Annotated in this window: 13 protein-coding genes; 9 read left to right on the forward strand and 4 right to left on the reverse strand. The window is 70.6% G+C overall.

The window, feature by feature from the left end; all coding sequences use genetic code 11:
* Positions 1-8: 8 nt before the first annotated feature.
* The 3 genes from K1J57_RS28765 to K1J57_RS28775 all read left to right on the forward strand — a co-directional run bounded on the left by K1J57_RS28765 (position 9) and on the right by K1J57_RS28775 (position 3,628).
* Positions 9-2,351, forward strand: a complete 2,343-nt coding sequence (locus tag K1J57_RS28765; RefSeq protein ID WP_220561842.1) for a heavy metal translocating P-type ATPase — start codon at positions 9-11, stop codon at positions 2,349-2,351.
* Positions 2,352-2,473: 122 nt separating this feature from the next.
* The gene (locus K1J57_RS28770) at positions 2,474-2,893 is read left to right on the forward strand and encodes an Hsp20/alpha crystallin family protein (protein WP_220561843.1); all 420 of its coding nucleotides are present in this window, start codon (positions 2,474-2,476) and stop codon (positions 2,891-2,893) included.
* A gap of 207 nt (positions 2,894-3,100) precedes the next feature.
* On the forward strand, positions 3,101-3,628 hold the full coding sequence (locus K1J57_RS28775) for a flavodoxin domain-containing protein (protein ID WP_220561844.1): 528 nt from the start codon (positions 3,101-3,103) through the stop codon (positions 3,626-3,628).
* A 52-nt stretch (positions 3,629-3,680) separates the two neighbouring features.
* On the opposite strand, the gene K1J57_RS28780 is transcribed toward K1J57_RS28775, so the two are convergent.
* Positions 3,681-4,586: a universal stress protein gene (locus tag K1J57_RS28780; RefSeq protein ID WP_220561845.1), complete on the reverse strand. Its 906-nt coding sequence runs from the start codon at positions 4,584-4,586 to the stop codon at positions 3,681-3,683.
* Positions 4,587-4,845: 259 nt separating this feature from the next.
* Here K1J57_RS28780 and K1J57_RS28785 point away from each other — a divergent pair, with 259 nt between their 5' ends.
* On the forward strand, positions 4,846-5,547 hold the full coding sequence (locus K1J57_RS28785) for a CBS domain-containing protein (RefSeq protein WP_220561846.1): 702 nt from the start codon (positions 4,846-4,848) through the stop codon (positions 5,545-5,547).
* Between the two features lie 61 nt (positions 5,548-5,608).
* Here the strand turns inward: K1J57_RS28785 and K1J57_RS28790 are convergent, their stop codons facing one another.
* A complete protein-coding gene (locus K1J57_RS28790; protein WP_220561847.1) occupies positions 5,609-6,436 on the reverse strand; it encodes a universal stress protein in 828 nt (275 codons plus the stop codon).
* 393 nt (positions 6,437-6,829) lie between these two features.
* Between K1J57_RS28790 and K1J57_RS28795 the strand changes: the two genes are divergently transcribed.
* The 5 genes from K1J57_RS28795 to K1J57_RS28815 all read left to right on the forward strand — a co-directional run bounded on the left by K1J57_RS28795 (position 6,830) and on the right by K1J57_RS28815 (position 13,346).
* A complete protein-coding gene (locus K1J57_RS28795) occupies positions 6,830-7,564 on the forward strand; it encodes a DUF4389 domain-containing protein (protein WP_220561848.1) in 735 nt (244 codons plus the stop codon).
* Positions 7,561-10,176, forward strand: a complete 2,616-nt coding sequence (locus tag K1J57_RS28800) for a cation-transporting P-type ATPase (protein WP_255646666.1) — start codon at positions 7,561-7,563, stop codon at positions 10,174-10,176. The genes K1J57_RS28795 and K1J57_RS28800 overlap by 4 nt, the downstream gene beginning before the upstream one ends.
* 263 nt (positions 10,177-10,439) lie before the next feature.
* Positions 10,440-11,111, forward strand: coding sequence for a CBS domain-containing protein (locus K1J57_RS28805; RefSeq protein ID WP_220561849.1), 672 nt, complete (start codon positions 10,440-10,442; stop codon positions 11,109-11,111).
* A gap of 542 nt (positions 11,112-11,653) precedes the next feature.
* On the forward strand, positions 11,654-12,337 hold the full coding sequence (locus K1J57_RS28810; RefSeq protein WP_220561850.1) for a pyridoxamine 5'-phosphate oxidase family protein: 684 nt from the start codon (positions 11,654-11,656) through the stop codon (positions 12,335-12,337).
* Between the two features lie 154 nt (positions 12,338-12,491).
* Complete coding sequence (locus K1J57_RS28815; protein ID WP_255646667.1) at positions 12,492-13,346, forward strand: universal stress protein; 855 nt, start codon at positions 12,492-12,494, stop codon at positions 13,344-13,346.
* Positions 13,347-13,454: 108 nt separating this feature from the next.
* Here K1J57_RS28815 and K1J57_RS28820 read toward each other — a convergent pair whose 3' ends face one another.
* Together K1J57_RS28820 and K1J57_RS28825 are read right to left on the reverse strand one after the other, a co-directional pair.
* The gene (locus tag K1J57_RS28820) at positions 13,455-15,824 is read right to left on the reverse strand and encodes a glycoside hydrolase family 65 protein (protein WP_220561851.1); all 2,370 of its coding nucleotides are present in this window, start codon (positions 15,822-15,824) and stop codon (positions 13,455-13,457) included.
* A gap of 700 nt (positions 15,825-16,524) precedes the next feature.
* On the reverse strand, positions 16,525-18,051 hold the full coding sequence (locus K1J57_RS28825; RefSeq protein ID WP_255646668.1) for a tripartite tricarboxylate transporter permease: 1,527 nt from the start codon (positions 18,049-18,051) through the stop codon (positions 16,525-16,527).
* Positions 18,052-18,055 lie beyond the last annotated feature (4 nt).

An 18,055-nucleotide genomic window follows, 5' to 3' on the forward strand; every position in this document is an offset into this window, starting at 1 on the left:
TGGACCCCATGGGACCTGGAGAACGCGACGGGCGCCCGCTCCCGAGCGGCCCGACCGTGCTGCTGGCCGTATGCCTGACCGGTCTTGCCGCCGGCGTCGTCCTGCGCCTGTCCGGCCTGGCCGCCCCCTCCGACGCGGTCTGGCTGGCGGTCACCGCCGTGGCCGCTGTCGCCTCGGCCGTGTGGGTGGTGCGGACCCTGCGGGAGCGCAGGCCCGGCGTCGACGTGATCGCCCTCCTGGCGCTGGTCGGGTCCGCGCTGGTCGGGGAACTCCTCGCGGGTGCGGTCATCGCCGTTATGCTCACCGGCGGCCGGATGCTGGAGGACCGGGCCGGGCGCCGGGCCCGCCGGGACCTGAGCGCCCTGCTCGCCCGGGCGCCGCGCGCCGCACACCGGATCGACGGCGGCGGTGAGGTGGCCACCGTCCCCGTCGAGGAGGTGCGCCCCGGGGACCTGCTACTGGTCCGTCCGGGCGAGATACTGCCCGTGGACGGGCGCGTCACGTACGGGACGGCCGTGGTGGACGAGTCGGCGGTCACCGGGGAACCGCTCCCCGTTGAACGGGCGGCGGACCAGGACGTGCGCGGCGGGACCGTCAACGCCGGCGGTCCTTTCCGGATGCGGGCGACCACCGACTCCCGGGCGAGCGCGTTCGCGGCCATCGTCCGGCTGGCCCGCGAGGCCGAGGCGCACACCGCGCCGTTCGTGCGGATGGCCGACCGCTACGCCGTGGTCTTCCTTCCGGTCACCCTGCTGCTGACCGGGGCGGCCTGGTGGATGTCGGGCGACCCCGTGAGGGCGGTCGCGGTGCTGGTCGTGGCCACGCCCTGCCCGCTCATCCTCGCCGCTCCCATCGCCTTCACCTCGGGGATGTCGCGTGCGGCCCGGCGCGGGGTCATCGTGCGCAGCGGTGCCGCGCTGGAACGGCTGGCGCGCGCCCGGGTGCTGCTCTTCGACAAGACCGGCACCGTCACCGAGGGGCGTCCGGTGCTGGTCCGCGCGGTCTCAGAGGACGGGGTGTCCTCCGAGGAGGTCCTGCGCCTGGCCGCCTCCCTGGACCAGGTGTCCCCCCACGTGCTGGCCGCGGCGATCGTGCACGCGGCCAAGGAGCGCGGTCTGGACCTGCGCCACCCCGAGGGCGCCGAGGAGGTCCTGGGCCGCGGCGTCCGCGGTACGGTCGGCGGCCGCCCGGTGCGTGTGGGCAAGGCCGACTGGGCCGCGGCCGGGGACACCCTTCCAGGCTGGGTGGATCCCGTCCGCGCGGAGGCGGCGCGCGACGGGGCGGTCACCGTGTTCGTGGGTGTGGACGACCGCCTGGGCGGTGTCCTGCTGCTGCGCGACCGGCTGCGGGCGGACGCCCCGCGCACCCTGCGGCTGCTGCGCCTGGCCGGGGTCGAGCGCGCGGTGATGGTCACCGGTGACCGGGGGGACGTCGCCGAGCGGATCGCCGCGCACGTGGGCGCGGACGCCCTGTACGCCGGGCAGTCCCCGACCGACAAGACCGAGGTGGTGCGCGCCGAGAGCGCGAAGGCCCCCACCGTCATGGTCGGTGACGGGGTCAACGACGCGCCGGCCCTGGCCGCGGCTGACGTCGGTGTGGCACTCGGAGCGCGCGGCTCCACCGCCTCCTCCGAGACCGCCGACGTGGTGATCACCGTGGACCGGCTCTCCCGGGTGGCCGAGAGCATGGCGATCGCCCGCCGCACGCGGGCGATCGCACTCCAGAGCGTGGTGGTGGGGATGCTCCTGTCGGCGGTGGCGATGGTCGCGGCCGCGTTCGGGCTGCTGCCGCCGACGGCGGGGGCGCTGGTCCAGGAGGGGATCGACGTCGCGGTGATCCTCAACGCCCTGCGGGCGCTCTCGGGAGGGCGCCGCGGGCTCGGCCCCGAACTGCGCGGGGACGACGCCGAGCTGATCCGCGAGCTCCAAGAGGAGCACATCCGGCTGTGGCCGGGGATCGAGGCGCTGGTGCCGGCCGCGGAGATCCTCGTCGGAGGCGGGGAGGACGAGCGGGCCGCGGCGGTCGCGGGCCTGCGCGGGTTCCTCGGCGAGCTGTCCGCCCACGAGCAGCGTGACGAGCAGCTGCTCTACCCGAGGGTCGCCGACGCCTTGGGCGGACCGGACACCACCGCGGCGATGAGTCGGGAGCACACGGAGATCGCGGAGCTGACCCGCCGCCTGCGCGCCGCGCTGGACGAGGCCGATGACGCTCCGAAGGGCGCAGACGACGCACGCCGGTACGCGGCGCGGGTCGCCGTCGAGCTCTATGCGGTCCTGCGCCTGCACTTCGCCCAGGAGGAGGAGGGCTTCCACGTGCTGGCCGCGCCGGGGGAGGTCCCGCGGGACGGGTGACGGAGGTCCCTGCGGGACGAACCCTTCGGCGTCTGTCGCGGAGGCCGCGGCGGAGGTCGAGTGGAGGCAGGGCCGCGGTCCGCCGACTCGGGCCCGTGCCCCTGAACCGAGGAGATGAAGACATGAACGCCATCGCCCGCCGCACCGGACCGTCGCTCTTCCCCGACCTGGCCGAGCTGTTCGACGCACCCTTCTTCGCCGGGAGGTCGCCCGCGGGACTGCGGGTCGAGACCGCGATGGAGGGCGACAGGTACGTGGTCCGGGTGGAGGCGCCCGGGATGGACCCTGACAAGGACCTCGCCGTCACCGTTGAGCACGGGGTCCTGGTGATCCAGGCCGAGAGGAGCGAGAGCACGTCGACGCCGCAGCACTCGGAGTTCCGCTACGGCTCCTTCAGCCGCACGCTCACACTCCCCGCGGACGCCTCGGAGGAGGACGTCACCGCCTCCTACGACAAGGGCATCCTCGAAGTGAGCATCGGCCTGTCCCCGCGTTCGGAGAGCGGCCGACGGGTGCCCATCTCCCGCAAGGCCCAGGAGTAGCCGCCGCTTCAGGTCGCCTGCGAACGGCACGGGAGGGTGGGATGCGACTCCCGATGGATCAGCGTCCCGTTGGCGGGGCCCTCCCGTGTACCGGTCCCCGGCGCTCGTCCACTGCGAACTCTCATCGGAGGCGGGCGCGGGGGCCGACCGCCGGTCGCCCGCACGTAAGCCGCCCCGTAAAAGGGCACACGGCATGGAGGTGCCGTCATGACAGTGCTGGTGGGTTATGCGAGTGAACACGGATCAACAGAGGGAGTCGCACGAAGGATCGCGGTACGGCTACGTGAGCGGGGCTGCACCGCGGACGCGCAACCGTTGGCAGAGGCGCCGGGAGCGGAGGTCTACGAGGCCGCGGTCCTGGGCAGCGCCGTGCACGGCGGCGCCTGGCTCACGGAGGCATCCGACTATCTCCGGGCCAACACCGACGCGCTAGGGCGGATGCCGGTCTGGTTGTTCAGCGTAGGCCTGGCCAGGGCGGTCGGGGGCTGGTTCGAGAAACACGCCCGCGACCCAGAGGAGATCATGGAGCTGTGCAGGGGATTCGATCTCCGCGAGCACCGCCTGCTCGCCGGCGCCCTGCGGCCGGAACACATCCCATTGCCGGGACGGGTCTTCTACCGGCTCATCGGAGGCCACTACGGGGACTTCCGGGACTGGGACGAGATCGACGCATGGGCCGACACGATCGCCGCGGACCTGTCGGCGGCGGGTGCCTCGGGCACCGCGTCGGTGTGACGGCCGCCCGCCCTGGGGGCGGCGAGCTGCGGTCCCCTGCTCCGTCCGCCAGTCAGTGGCGGGGGCGGCGCACGACCGCGACCGGGCACGGGCTATGGGAGATCACGTGCCTGCTCACCGAACCCAGCAGCATTCCGGCGAAACCGCCCCGACCGTGCGAGCCGACGACCATCAGGTCGCAGTCCTGGGCCGCGGCGCACAGGGCCTGGGCCGGGTGCCCCACTGCGACGACCTCCTCGACCCGCACCTGCGGCCACCGGACGCGTTCGTCCGCGATCGCATCGGACAAGAGACGTCCGGCTGCCGCTCGCGCCTCGGTTTCCGCGGTCTCCTTCTCCTTTTCACTCCCGGTCCAAGACGGTTCTTGCAGCGCGCCGAAGCGCCACCAGGCGTGCTCCTCGTGCACCGTAACCGCACGAAGCACCGCCTTACGTGTATCAGCGGCGGGGAATGCCCATTCCACGGCGAGTCGTGCGGTCTCCGAACCGTCGACCCCCACCAGTATGCGCCCGGTAGCGGTTCCGGGCGGCAGGTCCGGCACGATCACGATGGGGCACAGGGCGGAGACGAGCATCTCCAGGTCCGTGGACCCAGGAATGACGGCGTCCACGGCCGTCCGGTGGTGTGCGCCCATGACCAGCATGTGCGCCTTCTGGCTCTCCAGTAGGAGAACGGTGACCGGGTCACTGGTGATGTGCACCGCTTCGACGGTGAGGTCGGGTTCAAGTTGCAGGGCGCGAAGGCGCGCGCTCCCCACGATGCGGAGGGCGAACTCGTCCACGTCGAAGCCCGGCAGGTCCCGGGGCAGGGAGTGATAGAGGGGCCAGGAGAAGGCGTACACGAGACGGAGCCGCCGACCTCGCCGACGGGCCTCGCCCGCCGCCCAGTCGACGGCCCGCTCGCTCGCCGGCGATCCGTTGACAGCCACCACCACGGGTGCGTTCGCACTCTGGGCCATTGTTCTCCCCTAACCGCTAGAGGACACTCTTCTCCCAGGTTAGAGCGTTCAAAGGCCTCATCCCCAGGGGCGTACGTCCCGTCCTGGGAATGACTCGATGAGGTCCGGCGCCGGGACCCACGGCCCTGGTCCCCGGAAGCGGAGGAAGGGAGGATGGCGGACGAGGAGTGGATTCGGATCGAGTTCGGATCGGGCGACCCGTGTCGCCCCGTCTGCTCCGCACGAACGCGGTCCGGTCCGAGGCCGGGGGGAGCCCGTGATGCGTACCGTGCAAGACGTCATGACGACCGAGGTCTTCTCAGTCACCGAGGACGCCGACTACAGGGATGTCGCCTCAGCGCTGGTCGAGCGGCGGGTGGGCGCGCTGCCGGTGACCGACGCTGGGGGGCACGTGGTCGGTGTGGTTTCCGAGGAGGACCTGCTCCACAAGGAGGAGTTCGCAGGAGGGGACTACCGGCCGCCTGTGCGCGCCCGGTTGCGGGCGCGGACGGGTGCCGGGGGGAACGCCGCGGACAAGGCCGAGGCCAGAAGTGCAGGCGGGCTGATGACGAGCCCGGCCATCACGGTGTCCCCTGACAGGAGTGTGGTCGCCGCGGCCCGTTCGATGGAGCGCCACGGGATCGGGCACCTGCCGGTGGTCGACGGTGGCGGGCACCTGATCGGGATCGTGGGCAGGCGCGACCTGCTGTCGGTGTTCATCAGAGAGGATGACGACATAGCAGAGGAGGCCCGTGACCAGATCGCAGAAGCCCTGCGGCCGGTACGCGTCCAGGATCCCGTCGTCGATGTCGCAGACGGGGTGGTGAAGCTGTCGGGGACGGTGGAGCACCGCAGTGAGGCACAGGCGATGATCCGCCGGATCAGGGGCGTGGAGGGTGTGGTGGCGGTCGAATCCGATCTGCGCTGGCGTGTCGACGACATCGTGCCCGAGTACGTCCGATGGCGCTCCGGCACCCCCTGACCCGGCGGCATCGGCCCACCGGATGTACGTCGCCCCGCGTGGACGTCGGCCCCCGCTCCGCTCAGGAGGCGTGCACGATCATGAGCGGGCAGGGCGCCGAATGCAGCAGTCCGTGTGCGGTCGACCCCAGCGCGGCGCGCGGGAACCCGTGGCGTCCCCGTGCGCCGATCACGAGCAGGCCGGCGCCCTGCGCGGCATCGGCCAGAGCGGTCACCGGGTGTTCCTCCAGGACCCGTGCATCGACCTGCACGTCAGGGTGCTCGGCACGCAGGGGTGCCAGGTCGTGTTCCAACTGCTCTTCTTCGGAGGTGCCCACCACCGCGGGCGCCGGCAGGTTGACCGGTCGCCAGGCGCGTACCACGTGTACGCGCGCACCGCGCAGGGCGGCCTCCTCGAATGCCGTGGCCAGTGCCCGTCGGCCGTGCGGTGAGCCGTCGTCGCCCGTCACGATGAGCCGCTCGTCCGCCTCTCGGGGTTCGGGACCGACCACGACCACGGGGGCCGGGGAATGCGCGGCGACCCGGTAGGCCACTGAACCCACCTTCATGCCCGGAACGCCGCCTCTCCCGCGGAGTCCGACGACGACCAGTGCGGCCTGCGGAGCCCGGTTCAGAAGCGCCTTCACCGGGGAGTCCAGCACAGCGGCCCGCTCTGCGGACACGTCGTTACGTGTATCCCGGACCCTCTGCCGTGCCGTGTCCAGGACGTCGTCGACGCCCCTGCGGACCTCCTCTGCGGACAGGGTGAACGCGGCCTCGGCCGGCGGCATGGCGAAAGCCGTCAACAGGAGTAGGCCGCAGCCGCGCCGGGACGCTTCGGCGGCGGCCCACCCGACCGCTCCGAGCGCCGGTTCAGAGCCGTCCACACCCACCAGGATCGGCCGCGTCATGGAAGTTCCTCCGTCGGTCTCCAGGCCTCGTGCGCCGGGCCCGGCCGCCAGGAGCGGTGCCGGGCCGTATCCGGGTCCCGATATGCCGCCGGTGCGAAGGCAGACCGGTCTCCGGTGCCAGGGTACTTCGAGAGACACGAAGAGTAATGAACAAAAGACCGAGTGTTGTCCTGCTTGCGGTGGGCCTTGGCCAGCGCGATGCCCCACGGTGGATCCCGCGTCCCTGGATCATCTCCGGCCCACAGGGCGGAGAACAGCACGGCCGGGACCGCCCTCATGGGACGTCGGACCCTGTGATCGGCGTCGGAAGCCTCTGGTGGGCATGCAAGGCGGTTGGAAGGGTCGGGAGCAGTGGTATGGCCGCAGTCGGGGCCCGCCTTGGAGGTGGTCGGCATGAACGACGGTACGCGCTACCCGGTTCAGGTCGAGGGGACTCTCGACCCGTCGCTGAGCCGCTGGCTGTGGCTGGTGAAGTGGATCCTGGTGATTCCCCACTACGTCGTGTTGGTCTTTCTGTGGATCGCGTTCTTCGTGCTGACCGTGGTGGCGTTCTTCGCGATCCTGTTCACGGGCCGCTACCCGCGGGGGATCTTCGGCTTCAACGTGGGGGTGCTGCGGTGGAGCTGGCGGGTCGCGTTCTACGCCTACGGGGTGCTGGGGACCGACCGCTACCCGCCCTTCACCCTGTCGGCCGATGTCGACTACCCGGCACGGCTGGAGGTCGCGGTGCCCGGTGACCTGTCGCGGGGCCTGGTCCTGGTCAAGTGGTGGCTGCTGGCGATCCCCCACTACCTGGTGGTCGCCCTGTTCACCACCGGGGCCGTGCGGGCGGTTTCGGAGCCGGACGGCTCCCCGGGGGCGCAGGGCCCCGAGGTCGTGTTCCAGTCCCCCGGGCTGATCGGGCTGCTGGTGCTGTTCGCGGCGGTGGCCCTGCTCTTCACCGGGTCCTATCCGCGGGGCCTGTTCGACTTCCTGCTCGGGATGCACCGCTGGGGGCTGCGGGTCGCGGCGTACGCCGCGCTGATGACCGACCGCTATCCGCCTTTCGTTCTGGAGAAGGGCGGCGAGGAGGCGGGAACGGTTCCGCTCCGCCCCGATGAGCCCCTCGGCGGTGGAGAAGCCCGGTGAGCGCTGTCCCGGGCACGGGCGACACCGCTGGAGCGGCGCCTCCGCCCGGGCCGCAGGTGCACGGCCTGACGTCTGCCGAGGCCGCGGAGCGCCTGGGCCGTGACGGGCCCAACGTGCTGCCCTCGGCCCGCCGCTCGCCGCCGGTCGTCCTGCTGCTGCACGAGATCACGCACTTCTTCGCCGTGCTGCTGTGGATCGCGGCGCTCTTGGCGGTGGTCGGGGGCATGCCCCAGCTGGGCTTGGCGATCATGGTCGTCGTCCTGGTGAACGGCGGTTTCGCGTTCGTCCAGGAGTACCGTGCCGACCGTGCCGGGCAGCGACTGCGCGAGATGATGCCCGCCACCGCCCTGGTGGTCCGGGACGGCACCCGCCGTCCGGTCGATGTGACGGCGCTGGTGCGGGACGATCTGGTCGTGCTTCGGTCGGGGTCCCGGGTACCGGCCGACATGCGCCTGGTTCGAACACACGGCCTGGCCGTGGACGAGTCCCCCCTCACGGGCGAGAGCGCACCGGTCCGCCCCGGTGAGGGGGGAGGGGTCCATGCCGGTACTTACGTGGTGGAGGGTGAGGCGGAAGGGGTCGTGACCGCCACGGCCGGGCACACCCGGCTGGGTGGGATCGCCGCCCTCTCCCGCCAGGCCCGGAGACCGCCCAGCCCTCTCTCCGTGCAACTGCGCCGAGTGGTCTCCGTCATCTCGGGGATCGCAGCCGGGGTCGCGGTGGTCTTCTTCGCGATCTCCCTTCTGCTGGGCGCCGGTGCGTCCGAGGGTTTCCTGCTGAGTGTCGGTGTTGCGGTGGCGCTGGTCCCGGAAGGGCTACTGCCCACCGTCACCCTGTCCCTGGCACGGGCCGCACACCGCATGGCCCGCTCCCGCGCCCTGGTCAGGCACCTGGAGTCGGTAGAGACCCTGGGGTCGGCGACGTTCATCTGCACCGACAAGACGGGAACACTCACCAGGAACGAAATGGAGGTGGTGAGGGTCTGGACCCCCTCCGGAACCGTCCACATCCGAGGTGGGGGCTACGGACCGAGGGCCGAGGTGTCGGGCGGTGAGGAGCAGATGAGGGCGGCGCGACTGCTGGCGCAGGCCGCGGCGCTCAGCTCCCCCAACGGAGTCCGTCTGGTCGAGGGCCACCACCGACCGGTCGGTGATCCCATGGAGGCGGCCCTGCACGCCCTGGCCGCCCGCACTGGTGCGGACGCTGCCGAGGCGGTGGACCGGTACTTTCCCTTCGATCCCCGACGCCGCCTGTCCTCCGCGGTGGTCGGCGACCAGGTCTACGTCAAAGGGGCGCCCGACGCGCTGCTGCCCCGGTGCGGGCCCGTCCGGGCGGCCGAGGCGGCGCTGACCTCGATGACCGGGCGCGGGCTGCGTGTGCTCGCCGTGGCCCGGCGCCGGATCGACCATATGCCCCAGGAACCGCGGGAGGCCGAGAACGGCTTGGTGCTGCTCGGCATGGTGGGTCTGGAGGATCCTCCTCGCGACGGGGTGCGCGATGCGATCGCCCGCTGTCGAACGGCCGGGGTGCGTGTGGCGATGGTGACCGGCGACCACCCGGGTACGGCACTGGCCATCGCGAGGGAGGTCGGCCTGGTCCGCGGGACGCCTCTCGTCGCCACCGGGAGCTCGCTGCCGGACGACGAGAGGGACCTGGGGAGATTGCTGGACCACGACGGGGCGGTGCTGGCCAGGGTGACCCCGGAGGACAAGCTTCGGATCACCGCGGCCCTGCAGCGCCGCGGGCACGTAGTGGCGATGACAGGTGACGGGGTCAACGACGGCCCCGCCCTGCGCCGCGCCGACATCGGCGTCGCCATGGGGGCCTCGGGGACCGACGTCGCCCGTGAAGCGTCGGACCTGGTCCTGCTGGACGACCACTTCGCGACGATCGTGGCGGCGATCGAACTGGGCCGGTCCACTTTCGCCAACATCCGCCGGTTCCTCACGTATCACCTGGTCGACAACGTCGCAGAGCTCACCCCGTTCCTGGCCTGGGCCGCGAGTGGTGGGGATTTCCCCCTCGCCCTGGGCGTCCTCCAGATCCTGGCCCTGGACATCGGCACCGACCTGCTGCCCGCCCTGGCGCTGGGGGCCGAACCGCCCAGCTCTCGGACCATGACCACCGGACCGCCCCGGGGTGCGCTGATCGACCGGAAGGTCGTCATCCGTGTTTTCGGAGTGCTCGGCCCCGTCGAGGCCGCCGCGGCGCTGGGGGCGTTCACCGCCGTTCTGTGGAGCGGCGGCTGGCGGTGGGGGCTGGATCCCGGGCCGGAACTGCTCACCACGGCTTCGGGTACCGCCTTCGCCACAGTCGTACTCGGTCAAATGGCGGTGGCCCTCGCCTGCCGCAGCGAGAGCACACCGGTGGTCTCCCTCTCACCTCGGACGAACCCGATGCTGGGGTGGGCGATCGCGACCGGGATCATCTCCCTGGGGATTTTCCTGGTGGTTCCCCCGTTTCCCGCGCTGCTCGGTGGCACCTTGCCGCCACCGCTCGGCTGGGCCGCGGCGGTGTGCGCGGTCCCGGCGCTGGTTCTGGCCGACCTGGTGCACAAGAGGGTGGCCACTGCCCGGAGCATCGAGAAATCCGTCCGCCCGGGCCGGACGTGAGTACGGGGGGATCGCCCGGAGTGGAGACCGTTCCAGATCCTCCTCCGTGTACGCGGGTGTCGCACCGCCACGGCGGGAACGGCACCGGGCTCCTTCGGCCCGCGTCTTCCTGCTCCCACCGCAGAGGGACCGGGCCTGAGGAAGTGGCGGGTCGAGGTCCAACGTCCCTTCACCGGGGGACGTCCGTGCCGTGCGCCCTACACGGAGTCGGGGCAGGACCCTGAAGAGAGCGGACCTGATGATACCGGTCGGGGGAGGTTCCCATGAATGCGACCGTAGGCGACCTGATGACCGAACACGTCTTCGCCGCCCGGGAGGACACCGGGTACAAGGACCTCGCCGCCTTCATGCGCCGCCACCACGTCAGCGCTCTACCCGTCGTGGATGCCGAGAACCGGGTCCTCGGCATCGTCTCGACGGCCGACCTGCTCACCAAGCTCGCCGACCCCGACTCAGAGGAAGGCTATATGGCGGAGCCCTTCCGGGAGCGCCTCGACCGGATCAAGAGCAGCGGGGCGGTCGTCAGGGATCTGATGACGGCTCCGGCCGTCACCATCACAGCCGACGCAGAGCCCCGCGAAACCGCGGCCCTCATGCGCGATCGCGGGGTCAAGCGGCTCCCCGTGGTGGACGGAGAAGGCCGTCTGGTGGGGATCGTGAGCCGAGCCGACCTGCTCCGGGTGTACGAGGTTCCCGACGACGAACTCCAGCGGATGGTGGACCGCGAGATCGTGCACGGGATGTTCGGCCTGGACGATGTCGAGACGGCGGTCCGCCGAGGGGTGGTCACACTGACCGGCGATGTTCCTCAACGCTCCGATATCCCCCGTCTTGCTCATGCTGTGCGCGCCGTCGAGGGAGTGGTCCGCGCCGACTGCAGGCTGTCCTACCGGCACGATGACCTCATGGCCCTGGAATCGGTGGTGCAACGGTGAGACAGGGCGCCGAGGGGACGGATCCGCGACGGGCCCCATGGCCAACGAATCAGGTCTCGCCACCTTGGGGCACGCCGGCACGGTCGACACGGCTCGTGCGAGCGGGAGGAGAGCGGGGTTCCGGGAGATGGTCCGGTACTCGTCCGGCGAGGAACGCACCATGATCCCGGCCTCGCGTAGGTCGATCGCGGCTCGTGCGCACAGACCGGTTCAGGCCCGGCGGGTGAGGGCACCCTGCTCGGCGGAGACCCGGCCGTCCCCGAGCAGAGGGAGGGCCCGTGATCGGTCGGCGGGTTCGGCCACCGTTCACAGGGAGTTTTCACCTTGGAGTACCGCACCATCGCACATACGCGCGGTCACGGAGCAGAGTGGCGTCGGATCGATGAACCCGTTCCACAGGAGTCGGCCCAGGCCGGTTGCCGCCGACATGTCGGGAGCCGTGTTTCGGCACGTCGAGGAAGGCCTGTGTCCGCATAGGTAGAACTGCGACAACGCGGAACGCGGGTGTGACCGCCCATTCCGCCGGGAGAAGAGGCCGTCCCATGGGACGAGGAGAAGGGCACCGCGGCCACCCGGGCAGCGATCTGGGGCGCAGAGCGGCGGCTCGACGCAAGGAACTGGGGCTCACCAGAGAGGAGGTCGCCTGCCGGGCCGACATGGATCCCGGCTACGTCGCCTATCTGGAAGAGCATGCCACACGTATGACCCGGGAGGCCCTGTACCGCCTTGCCTCGGCTTTGGGCACCACACAGGACCTCCTGCTGGGGAGCGGCACCGACGTGCCGCCGGGTGCGGCGACGACGGCGGCGCCCCTCCCCGAGACGACCGTGCTCTCACCGGAGAAGTGCATGGAACTCATCCGGCCCGGCGGTGTGGGGCGGTTCGGCTTCATCCCTGCGGGGGCGACCGTTCCAGCGATCCTTCCGGTGAACTACCTCGTCCATGAGGGCGCCATCGTCTTCCGGACGACGCGAAACGGATCGATCGCGGGGTACGTCCCCGGTGACGGCGCCTTCGAGGTCGATCGCGTCGACGGGGCTGTGAGCGAGGGGTGGAGCGTCCTGACGACCGGGCCCGCGGAGCCTGTCACGCAGGCGGCCGAGGCCGCCGCTCTGAGGTCTCGCGCTCCCGTGCGTCCCTGGGCGGGAGGAGAGCGCGAACTCCTCGTCCGCCTGGTCCCCCGGTCGATGAGCGGACGCCGCGTGGGCGGCTCTGGTCCGCGTTGAGGAGGCGAGGAACAGGGGACGCGACCCGGCGTCGCAGTGGTGGATGCACGCCTACCGGACGGTGGCGGGCCCGATGTGGAGTCCAGGTCAAGCGGCCGTTGGTCCATGGCGGTTCCGGCACCGGGGGACGACATCGTAAGACAGGGGATTGCAGGTGTCCGAGTACATTCTGGTCGGAACCGACGGGTCGAAAGCGGCGATGGCCGCGCTCCTCTGGGCCGCCCGTGAGGCACGGAGGCGCGCTCGGCGCCTGTTCGTGCTCTGTGTCTATGACGCGGACTCGCTCCACCGGTGGGTGGTGAGGCCCACAAGCCTCAGCGAACAGGAGGCCCGGCACGCGGTACGTGCTGCGACCGATCTCGTGGCGGCGGTGGCCCCCGAGGTGGAAATCACTGAAGAGGTGGTCGCCAGATCCTCACCGACCCTGGCCCTTCTGGAGCGTTCCGAACGTGCCTCTTCGGTGGTGGTCGGCACGCACGGTACCAGTGTGTTGCCGGGTACCGTACTCGGAACGACGGCGGACCAGGTGGCCGCCCACGCATCGGTGCCCGTGGTCCTGGTCCGTCCCGAACCCGTGCCCGAGGGCGCACGCGACATCGTGGTGGGGGTCGATGGCTCCCCTGGGGCCGGACACGCCTTGGCGACGGCATTGGAGACCGCCGTCCTCTGGGGTGCCCGGGTCCGCGCGGTTCGGGCATGGACGGCCCCGGCATCGATGGTGGCCCCTCGCTCGGAGGAGGAGGGCCGGATCCAACGGTGGCGTCGCGAAGACCTGCAACAGTCGGTGGAACCCTGGGCGAAGCGGTATCCGAACGCCGAGGTAGTGCTCGAAGTGGTGCGCGAGCACCCCGTTCGGGCGCTGTCGGCCGACACCCGGAACACGTGTCTGATCGTGGTGGGTGCCAGGGGCGGGCACGGTTTCGCGGGGCTTGCCCTGGGCAGCGTCGCCCGAGGGGTCCTGTACCGCTCGGACCGGCCCGTGATGGTGGTCCATCGACCGCAGACCTGACGCTCCCGGATGAGCGGAGGACGGCGTCCGGGAACAGGGCCGGTGGAAACGCCGGGCCCGTTGGTTGGGACGTCCGTCGGCCCGACACGCTGTCGGGCCGTGCATTCCCTACCGGGACAGGGGAAGCACACAGGACGAACCGGGTGCCACCGACACCGTCCTGTCTTTGAGCCGGATCTCGATGGGCTGCAGTTTCGACGGCGGCACTGTGATCCTCACATGGTCCGGGTGCACGTCGAGCCGTACTTCCCAGTGATCGTGGTAGCGCAAGTCGTAGGACAGACGGCTCAGACCCCCTGGCAGCAGCGGGCTGAGGTGCAGAGCGTCGGTCATGGTGGCCAGGCCCGTATAGCACCGGGTGAGCAGGTCGACCGTGCCGGCCATGGCCCCCAGGTGGATGCCTTCGCCGGTCGTTCCCCCCTGTGCGTCCTCGATATCCCCTCGAAGCGCTTCACGGAAGAACACCCAAGACGCCTCACGGTCGGTCCGGGACAGCACCCACGAGTGCACGACGGAACTGAGGGTCGAACCATGGGAGGTGCGCGCGAGGTAGTAGTCCACAGTGCGGGGAATGAGCCCGGGGTCGTAGGCGTAGCCGAGGCGGCGCAGTATCTCCGCGAGCTCCTCGGCCGGCAGCAGGAAGAACAGCATGAGAGCATCGGCCTGTTTGGAAGCCTTGTAGCCGTTGCAGCTCTCCCCCTCCGCCTCCAGCGCGCGGTCGAGGCGCCGGACACCGCGGTGGGCGTCCCAGTCCAGCTCTTTCAGCTCCTCGTAACCGGCGAACTGGCTGATCACCCCCTCGTGGAAGGGGACGTGCATCTTGCGTGTGACATCCTCGAAGCGCTCGGTCTCACCGCTTCCGAGCCCGAGCGTCTCCTCCAGGGCCCTGAGCCTGGGCCTGGGCAGTATCCGCAGTACGTCCAGGGCCCGCAGCATCACCCACACGGCCATGATGTTGGTGTAGGCGTTGTCGTCCAGACCGGGCGTGGTCCGGTCGGGATAACCGTCGTGGTATTCGTCCGGACCCATGACCCCGCGTACCGTGTACCGGTCCAGAGCCTTGTCGTAGGAGCACATGTCCGCGAAGGCCCTGGCGATGTCGATGATGAGTTCGGCCCCGAACTCCGAAAGGAAGGCGTGGTCACCGGTCGCCTGGTAGTGCTGCCAGACGTTGTAGGCGATCGCGAGGCCGACATGGCGCTGCAGGTGCGAATTGTCGGCGATCCAGTGTCCGGACCGGGGATTCAGGTGCATGCTCTGGGTCTCCTCCCGGCCGTCGGTCGCACTCTGCCAGGGAAAGAGGGCACCCCGTAGGCCGGCAGCGGCGGCGGCGGCCCGCGCCTGCGGCAACCTTCGCCAGCGGTAGCGGAGCAGGGCACGGGCGGTCTCCGGTAGTCGCAGGTTGAGGAAGGGCAGGACGAACAGTTCGTCCCAGAACACATGGCCCCGATACGCCTCGCCGTGCAGCCCTCTGGCGGGTACACCCACGTCGAGGTCGGCCGTGTGCGGTGACAGGGTCTGCAGGATGTGGAAGATATGGAGGTTCAGAACCATCTGCTCCTCCTCGTCTTCGATGGAGAGCGCGCAGGTACGCCATAGATGACGCCAGGCCGTGGTGTGGTCGTGCAGCAATTCGTCGAAGGTGCCCGCCCGGGCCAGGGTGAGACGGGCGGCTTCGAGGCAGCCTCCGACGGCATGGTCGCGTGAGGTGTGCAGGGCGACCACCTTTTCGACGGTGGTCTGCTGTCCCTCGGTCAGCTCCAAAGCGAGGTCGGTGGCGACCCATGCCTCCTCCGCGCGGGTCTTCGGGGACGTGGGGAGCGCCCCTTGGGTGATGCGGGTCCGGGCGGCGTAGGCGAGCTCGACCGCCGAGGTGAGGGTTCGGCAGTGCAGCCAGGCGAGCCCGGGGCCGTCCGATCCGGTACCCAGGGGGGACAGGTGGAGACCGTTCAGATCGCGGTAGCGGTCCACCCCCGCGTTGGTGACCCTTCCGTCGAGGGCCGACCTGACGACTGCGGTCCCACTCCAGTTCTCGGGCAGCAGGGTCGTCTCCAGAGCCGCCAGATGCGGGGCGTGCATGGAGACCAGGCGCCTTTGTGTCACCCGGGTGGTCCTGGGGCCGTCCACGACATGGAATGTGCGGGTCAGCAGTCCACGCCGCATGTCCAACTCCATGCGCTGGGGAAGGTCGGGGGAGGGCTCGTCGAACCAGTCGCCGTCATCGGCTCGGAAGGTCAGGGGCAGCCAGTCCGGGGCATTGACCAGGTCCTCGTTCTCGACCCGGTGCCCTTGCACGGTGGAGGAGGCCCGGTCATAGCAGCCGGCTACGTAGGTACCCGGATAGTGCTCCCCTCCTCTCCGGCATTCGGGAGGGGCACCGCGCGTGGCGAAATAGCCGTTCCCCAGGGTACAGAGCGTCTCACGGACTCCTGCCCGAGCCGGCTTCGCCCCCTCGTAGACCAAGGACCAGCGACTCATGCCTCCTCCGTCGGCGTCGAGATGGTGAGATGGATCCCCGACCGGGTGGACCCGGGCACCACACGGTCACGGTGTCCCTCATCGCGGTCGGGAGGCGCCGGTGCTCCACCTGCCCGTCCAGGTGGAGCACCGGTGTCTCCCGACCGAGTTCCCGGGGCATCCTCCTGCGGCGGTGACGAGGGACTACGGAAATCCAGAATGGGAAATTAAAAAATTAATAGTGAGTTTTCATCTCATAACAAGTGGAATGCCCGAAGAAGGTGTGCTCAAGCCGGGACATAGGGCCCTCATGACAGAGCCGTTCGACCTGCGCGGAGCGCACCCCGGTGACACATGACCCCATTCCCGTCTCGTTCCCGTGGCAGGCCGCACCGACCAAGGCGGTGACGTCCGGTGCTGGTGCCGGACCGTTGGAGGGAAGCACCCGGTTCGGTTCCGGCGACCGGACCAGACCGAAAGCGGATGCCCCCGCGCGGCCAGAACAGGCCTTTCCCCGGCCGAGGACGGCACCGAGACGGGCCGGCCCCGGAAGGTATTCGGGGTTCCTCCGTGTTCATCGCCGAGGCCGCCGAAGGGCAACCGCCTGGACATGTGGCGCGACGAATACCCGCTCGGGGTACCGACCTCGGCGACGTGGCACATATGTGGATAAGCGATGCGGACCAACGGAAGCGGCTTCGAAGCACGACCACACATCCGATCATTCACTGCTACGGGCCTTCTCGCGCTCGGCCGGGGCCGCGGCGGCGCGGCGGGCGAACAGCATCCGCGCCACCGGCAGGAGGACGACCACGAGCAGCAGCGCCAGCAGCGTCCCCGAGATGGGGCGCGTGGCGAAGCCCAAGACGTCGCCGTCGAACAGCAGCAGGGACCTGCGCAGCGAGCTCTCCAGCAGCGACCCCAGCACGAACGCCAGGACCAGGGGCCCGGGCTCGAACCCGAACTTCTTCATGAGGTAGCCCAGCACCCCGAAGACGACCACCAGGACGATGTCGAAGACGCTGTTGCGCACCGTGTACACGCCCACCAGGGTGATGAGCACCGTGATCGGGGCGAGGACCGCCGGGCGGATCCGCAGGATCCGCACGAAGAGGCCGACCAGGGGGATGCTCATGATCAGCAGCAGGATGTTGCCGATGTACATCGAGTTGATCACCCCCCAGAACAGCTCCGGCTCCTGGGAGACCAGCTGCGGCCCCGGCGGCACGCCCTGGATGAGCAGCGCCCCGAAGATGACCGCCATGGTGGCGTTGGCCGGGATCCCCAGCGTCAGCAGGGGGATGAACGACGAGGTGGCCGCCGCGTTGTTGGCGGTCTCCGGGGCGGCCACGCCCTCCACCGCGCCCCGGCCGAACCGCTCCGGGGTGCGGGACCGGCGCTTCTCCAGGGCGTAGGAGGCCATCGACGCCAGGGTGGCGCCGCCGCCCGGCAGGATGCCCAGGACGAAGCCCAGGACCGAGCCACGGGCGATCGCCCCGGAGGACCGGCGCAGGTCGGAGCGGGAGGGCCAGGTGTTGGCGACCTTCACCGGGCCGGAGATCGCGCGGTGGCGCTGCTCCAGGTTGTGCAGGATCTCCCCGATGCCGAACAGCCCCATCGCGATCGGCACGAAGTCGAGCCCGTCGGCCAGGGCCAGGGAGTCGAACGTGAACCGCTCGGCACCGGTGAAGGTGTCGCGGCCCACGGTCGCCAGCAGCAGGCCGAGCCCGGCGGCGACCAGCGCCTTGACCCGCCCGCCGTTGCCGACGGTGGCCACCAGCAGGATGCCCAGCAGGGCCAGCACCGTGTACTCCGGCGGGCCGAAGTCCAGTGCGAAGCCCGCGACCAGGGGGGCCACCACGGACAGGGCGACGATCGAGACCGTGCCGCCCGCGAAGGACCCGATGGCGGCGATCCCCAGCGCGGTCCCGGCGCGGCCCTGCTTGGCCAGCATGTGGCCGTCGAACACCGTCACCACCGACGAGGCCTCGCCGGGCAGGCGGAGCAGGACCGAGGTGATGGTGCCGCCGTACTGGGCGCCGTAGAAGATGCCCGCGAGCATGATGATCGCGGTCACGGGCTCGATGCCGAAGGTCAGGGGCAGCAGGATCGCGATGGTGGCCGCGGGGCCCAGTCCGGGCAGCACCCCGACCAGCATGCCGATCAGGACGCCGATCAGGCAGTAGAGCAGGTTGGTCGGTTCGAGGACGACGCCGAACCCGTTGATCATGGGGGCCAGGGAATCCATCGGC

Source organism: Nocardiopsis sp. MT53, from assembly GCF_019598965.1.
Lineage (GTDB): Bacteria > Actinomycetota > Actinomycetes > Streptosporangiales > Streptosporangiaceae > Nocardiopsis > Nocardiopsis changdeensis.